Source organism: Arthrobacter ipis (genome assembly GCF_014694315.1).
In the GTDB taxonomy this organism is placed as follows: domain Bacteria; phylum Actinomycetota; class Actinomycetes; order Actinomycetales; family Micrococcaceae; genus Arthrobacter; species Arthrobacter ipis.
Genome location: NZ_JAAOXD010000001.1, coordinates 836,856 through 842,289, shown reverse-complemented (window position 1 = coordinate 842,289; position 5,434 = coordinate 836,856). Strand labels below are relative to the sequence as shown.

Here is a 5,434-nt window from a genome sequence, read left to right as displayed (position 1 = left end):
CGCGCAGTAACAAACCAGCTACACCCGAACGGCCCCCGTCCTCTGGATGGGGGCCGTTCGTGCACCACTAAACAGACCAGAAAGAACGGCCCATGTCTGCAATCAAGCGTGTGGCATTCCTGTCACTGCACACCTCCCCCCATGGAACAGCCGGGTTCAGGGGACGCCGGCGGCATGAACGTCTACATTCGCGGCCTCGCCGCAGCCCTGGCGGAGTCCGGCGCGGAGGTTGATATTTTCACGCGGGCCACGTCAGCCGGCCGGGCCGCCGTCGAACATCCCCATCCGGGGGTCCGCGTCCACAACGTCACCGCCGGGCCGCTGCGCAGGCTGTCCAAAGAGGAAATGCCGGACCTGCTGCACTGCATGGTGGCCGAGATCCAGCGGATCGCCGCGTGGCAGCCGCACGGCCGGTACGACGTCATCCACTCCCACTACTGGATTTCCGGCATGGCAGGACTGGAGCTCTCCTGGCTGTGGGACGTTCCTCTGGTTCACACAATGCACACCATGGCCAAGGTTAAGAATTTGGTGCTGCAGTCCGGCGAGGAGCCCGAGCCGCGGCGCCGCGAGGAAGGCGAACACCGCATCGTCGACGGCGTCACGCGCCTGATTGCCAACACCGGCGCCGAGGCTGCCGAGCTGGTTTCGCATTACGACGCCGGCGCCGAACAGATCGATCCTGATCAGGGCCGCCGCCCTCCTCCGCCGCCGGCGCCCCGACATCGACCTCAAACTGACCGTTCTCGGCGCGCTGAGCGGCGCCCGGGACTTCGACCTGGACGCCATTGTCACCGCCGAAGGAATGGACGACGCCGTCACTCACCACCCGCCGGTCGGCGCACCGGAACTGGCTTCCTGGTACCGCTCGGCCGACGTCGTCGTCATGCCCTCCTACAGCGAGTCATTCGGGCTTGTGGCCCTGGAAGCCCAGGCCTGCGGCACCCCCGTGGTCGCCACTCGGGTGGGTGGCCTGGGCAGCGCCGTCATTGACGGCCGCAGCGGGCTTTTGGTGGACGGCCATCACGCCGCCGACTGGGCCGACGCCCTCGAAGCTCTCCATGACGACCCCGCCACCCGCCACAATATGGGGATCGACGCCGCCATCCACGGGGCAAACTCCGGTTGGCAACGCACCGCCGCCGTCACCCTCGACAGCTACCACACCGCCGCGGTACAGCGCCTCGGACGTCTCGCAGTCCTGGCCGGGTAGCCTCCCCATCGCTTAAGCAGACGCTCCCCCACCAAAGGTGAGGGAGCATCGCTGGAAAACCTGCAGGACCTGTGGACTCGTCCGGTCAAAACCTGCAGGACCTGAGGAAGGGTGCGCGTGAAACCTGCAGGAAGTGAGGGAGGGTCCGGGGGAGGTCAGCGGTCGAGGTCGCCGCGGATGAAGGCCTCGACCTTTTCACGGGCGAGGTCGTCGTTGAACTGCTCCGGCGGGGACTTCATGAAGTAGCTCGACGCCGACAGCAGCGGGCCGCCGATGCCGCGGTCCAGGCCGATCTTCGCCGCACGGATCGCATCGATGATCACACCCGCGGAGTTCGGCGAGTCCCAGACCTCCAGCTTGTACTCCAAAGACACCGGCGCATCACCGAAGTTCCGGCCCTCCAGGCGCACGAACGCCCACTTGCGGTCATCGAGCCACTGCACGTAGTCGGACGGGCCGATGTGGACATCCTTGGCTGCCAGCTCGGCCTCGACGTTGGAGGTCACGGCCTGGGTCTTGGAGATCTTCTTCGACTCGAGCCGGTCGCGCTCGAGCATGTTCTTGAAGTCCATGTTGCCGCCCACGTTCAGCTGGTACGTGCGGTCCAGCGTCACACCGCGGTCCTCGAACAGCTTGGCCATGACGCGGTGCGTGATGGTGGCACCGATCTGGCTCTTGATGTCATCACCCACGATCGGCACACCGGCGGCGGTGAACTTGTCAGCCCACTCCTTGGTGCCGGCGAGGAACACCGGCAGCGCGTTCACGAACGCCACCCCCGCATCAATCGCGCACTGCGCGTAGAACTCCGCGGCCTCCTGGGAGCCGACCGGCAGGTAGCAGACCATGACATCAGCCCGGGCGTCCTTCAGTGCCTGGACGACGTCGACCGGCTCCTTGGTGGACTGCTCAATGGTCTCCAGGTAGTACCGGCCCAGCCCGTCCAAGGTGTGCCCACGCTGGACCGTCACACCGGTCGGCGGGACCTCGGCAAGCTTGATGGTGTTGTTTTCACTGGCCAGGACCGCGGCGGCCAGGTCGACGCCGACCTTCTTGCCGTCAACATCGAACGCCGCCACGAACTGCACATCATTGACGTGGTACTTGCCGAACTCCACGTGCATCAGACCCGGAACCGTGCCCTGGGGGTCGGCATCCCTGTAGTAATGGACACCCTGGACCAGCGAAGCGGCACAGTTACCCACGCCGACGATAGCAACACGAATCGGATTTGAAGACACGGAACTCCTTTGGGGGAAAAGCTGTTGCCGGGAGCGGCCGGGATGACCGGGTTGGCCGGCAGGGATATAAGCTGTCTCGGACATTCAAAGCGCCGCCCCCGGCAGTGCCGATCTCATCCGAATATGCTGCCCTCTATCGTCCCCCGAGGGCGCGCCCGCCCGCTATTCCATGATCGGACGGTTGCACCTACCCAAACGGGTAGGGTCGCCTCGGCAGGGACGCCAAAGTAGTGGAACGGCTCAAGTCATTTCTTGACATTGAGTTGTGAGCTAACGCACGCTGTTGCATAAGCCGAAGCCTGTTGATTACTGCGGAACACTCGCGGGTCGCACGTGCTTGCGTATCCCCCGCCAAAAATTCAGTAAGGAACCTGTATGACGATCAAAGGTGATGTCACTGCCGATCACAGCAGCAAAGACAGACAGTACTCCCGCCGGCTCACGGCGTCCGACATCAATGTCGTGGACCAGCGGATGCTTAAGAAGGCCCTTGGTGGCACCATCGTGGGCAACACCATGGAGTGGTACGACGTCGGCGTGTTCGGCTATCTGATCACCACCATGGGGCCAGTCTTCCTGCCCGAAGCAGACAGGACCGTGCAGACCCTGTTCCTGCTCGGCACCTTTGCGGCGACCTTCATTGCCCGTCCGATCGGCGGCGTCGTGTTTGGCTGGCTCGGGGACAAAGTAGGGCGCCAGAAGGTGCTCGCCGCGACCCTGATGCTGATGGCGGCCAGCACCTTCGCCGTCGGCCTCCTGCCCGGCTACGCGCAAGTAGGCGTCTGGGCGGCCGCGCTGCTGGTTCTCCTGAAGCTCGTGCAGGGCTTCTCCACCGGCGGCGAGTACGCCGGCGCAACCACGTTCGTGTGTGAGTATGCGCCCGACAAGCGCCGCGGCTTCTTCGCCAGCTTCCTGGACATGGGTTCCTACATTGGCTTTGCCCTGGGCGCTGCCACGGTCTCCATCCTGCAGGTCACCCTTGGTGAGGCCGCGATGGAGGAATGGGGCTGGAGGCTGCCATTCCTGGTGGCCGGGCCGCTGGGCCTGATCGCCATCTACTTCCGGAACAAGATCGAGGAATCCCCCCAGTTCCAGGCAACCCTTGGCGCGCAGGAGGCAGCCGCCAGCGAAGCTGCCGCAAGCGACAAGGCTGTTGCCAGCGGCCCGATGGGCATCCTGAGAACCTACTGGCGCCCGATCGTGCTGGCCATGATCCTCGCCGGCGCTGCCAACACCGTCGGTTATGCCTTGACGTCATATATGCCGACGTACCTGACCGAATCCAAAGGCTACGACCCCGTCCACGGCACGCTGCTGACCATTCCGGTCCTGGTGGTGATGTCACTGTGCATCCCGCTCACCGGCAAGCTTTCGGACCGCATCGGCCGGCGTCCGGTGCTGTGGATCGGTGCCGGAAGCACCGTCCTTTTTGCCGTCCCCGCGTTCATGCTCATCGGAATCGGCGACGTCTGGTCCACCCTGGCGGGCCTGTCCCTGGTCGCCTTCCCGGTCACGTTCTACGTGGCCAACCTCGCGTCAGCACTTCCGGCGCTGTTCCCCACCTCAAGCCGCTACAGCAGCATGGGCATCGCCTACAACTTCTCCGTGGCAATCTTCGGCGGAACCACGCCATTCCTGATCCAGGGCCTGATCGCGGCCACCGGCGACGACATGGCCCCGGCCTACTACCTGATGGCGACGTCGGTCATCGGTGCGATCGCCATCTATTTTCTTCGTGAATCCGCCGGCCGCCCGCTGCCGGGCTCCATGCCGAGCGTGGACACGGAAGCCGAGGCGCAGGAGCTCATCGCCTCCCAGGACGTCAATCCATTGTTGCGCTAGCCGCGCTTTCCACACAGCAAAGTGCCCCCGTCGTAGCAAACGACGGGGGCACTTCCTTTTAAGCCAGCCTCTTATTTAGACCAGCGCCAGCAGTGGCGCATCCTCCCAGTCCCGCGCCAAATCAAGCGCTCCCAGCACAAGGCCGAAGGTGTCGTCGGGGTCGAGGCGGCGGAGTTCTTCTGCGAGGCAGTCGCGGAGGCTGCGGCGTGGGAGGGAGATGCGTTGTGCGGGTTGGCCGGGTTGGGTGAGTTCGGCGATGGTGAGGCCGGGGCGGAAGAGCTGGACGTCGCCGCTGGTGCGGGTGAGCCGGACGCGGCGGATGCCGGTGCCTGCGGGGTCCGCGACGATGGTGACGGGGGCGTCCAGGGACAGGGTCAGCCAGGCTGCGAGCAGGATGGTGCTGGGTGAGTCCGAGGCGCCTTCGACCGCGACGGCGGTCACCGGTGAGGTGTCGGCCTGGTCCAGGACGGCGGCGAGCTGGATCCGCCAGTTCGTCAGCCGGGTCCAGGCGAGGTCGGTGTCGCCGGCCTTGTAGGTGTTCCGGATGTTCTCCAAAGCGACCTGGGGTTCGGCCTCGTTCGCCGAGTCGGTGATCCGGCGGTGCGCGATCCGTCCGATCGAGGTTTCGGACGCGTTCTTCGGTGCCCCGTGCGGCCACCAGGCCACGATCGGGGCGTCGGGCAGCAGCAGCGCGGCGACCAGGGACTCGGATTCCTCGGCGAGTTCCCCGAAGCCGCGCAGCACGATGACCTCCGAGGCGCCGGCGTCCCCGCCGACCCGGATCTGCGCGTCGAGCCGGTTCGGCGCGGACGAACCGGCGTCGGCGAGCACGATGATCCGGCAGGGGTGTTCGCGGCTGGCCTCGTTCGCGGCCTCGATCGCTTCCTCCTCGAGCCCGGACTTGGTGACCACCACGAGGGTCAGGACCCGGCCGAGCGCGATCACCCCGCCCTGCTCGCGCAGCGACTGGATCTTCTTGGACACGTTCGAGGTGGTGGTGTTGGGCAGGTCTACGATCATGGCCTTCTCCAGGTGCGTCCGTCGCGGGCTAGCAGCTCATCGGCCGAGGCCGGGCCCCAGCTGCCGGGCGCATAGGGCTCGGGCTGTTCACCCAAACCGGCCCAGTACTCTTCGAAGG

At 65.6% G+C, this 5,434-nt stretch carries 3 protein-coding genes and 1 pseudogene; 2 read left to right on the top strand and 2 right to left on the bottom strand.

What is annotated here, in order from left to right; translation table 11 throughout:
* The first annotated feature begins 92 nt into the window (after window positions 1–92).
* Window positions 93–1,213: pseudogene (locus G9E11_RS21365) on the top strand (glycosyltransferase).
* Between the two features lie 155 nt (window positions 1,214–1,368).
* Here G9E11_RS21365 and G9E11_RS04035 read toward each other — a convergent pair.
* Window positions 1,369–2,454 (bottom strand): inositol-3-phosphate synthase, encoded by a 1,086-nt coding sequence (locus G9E11_RS04035; protein ID WP_190603105.1) that lies wholly within the window; start codon window positions 2,452–2,454, stop codon window positions 1,369–1,371.
* Between the two features lie 375 nt (window positions 2,455–2,829).
* Between G9E11_RS04035 and G9E11_RS04030 the strand changes: the two genes are divergently transcribed.
* Window positions 2,830–4,296, top strand: a complete 1,467-nt coding sequence (locus G9E11_RS04030) for an MFS transporter (RefSeq protein ID WP_190603100.1) — start codon at window positions 2,830–2,832, stop codon at window positions 4,294–4,296.
* 75 nt (window positions 4,297–4,371) lie between these two features.
* Here the strand turns inward: G9E11_RS04030 and G9E11_RS04025 are convergent, their stop codons facing one another.
* Window positions 4,372–5,316, bottom strand: coding sequence for a glucose-6-phosphate dehydrogenase assembly protein OpcA (locus G9E11_RS04025; protein ID WP_190603099.1), 945 nt, complete (start codon window positions 5,314–5,316; stop codon window positions 4,372–4,374).
* Window positions 5,317–5,434 lie beyond the last annotated feature (118 nt).

What these genes read in the sequence shown, in the direction of transcription:
- G9E11_RS04030 (WP_190603100.1), top strand. Translation starts at nt 2,830, where the DNA reads ATGACGATCAAAGGTGATGTCACTGCCGATCACAGCAGCAAAGACAGA.
- G9E11_RS04025 (WP_190603099.1), bottom strand. Translation starts at nt 5,316, where the DNA reads ATGATCGTAGACCTGCCCAACACCACCACCTCGAACGTGTCCAAGAAG.